The organism is Leucobacter sp. M11 (genome assembly GCF_035726885.1).
Taxonomy (GTDB): Bacteria; Actinomycetota; Actinomycetes; order Actinomycetales; family Microbacteriaceae; genus JAPFRB01.
The window spans coordinates 1-230 of record NZ_JAPFRB010000060.1; the positions used below are offsets into that span (position 1 = coordinate 1).

Here is a 230-nt window from a genome sequence, read left to right on the forward strand (position 1 = left end):
GATAACGCGGTGCAGTGTCTAGGGGCCCCGACTTTATGTAGAAGATTTTTGAAGTCCGCGTCTCTATGCTTGTATCCCTTTCCTTCAATATGAAGGTGATAATGGCAGAGTTCATGTTTGATAATGCCAATCAATTCCGATTCCCCATGTTCCTTCAAGTATTTCTCGTTAATATCTATATTGTGGCTCCCAAGCATGTACCTTCCGCCAGGCGGCCTGAGGCTGGGGTT

At 46.1% G+C, this 230-nt stretch carries 1 protein-coding gene; it reads right to left on the reverse strand.

What is annotated here, in order from left to right; genetic code table 11:
• On the reverse strand, positions 1–230 hold a 230-nt coding region (locus OOT08_RS19310), incomplete at both ends, for a SprT family protein (RefSeq protein WP_442916300.1).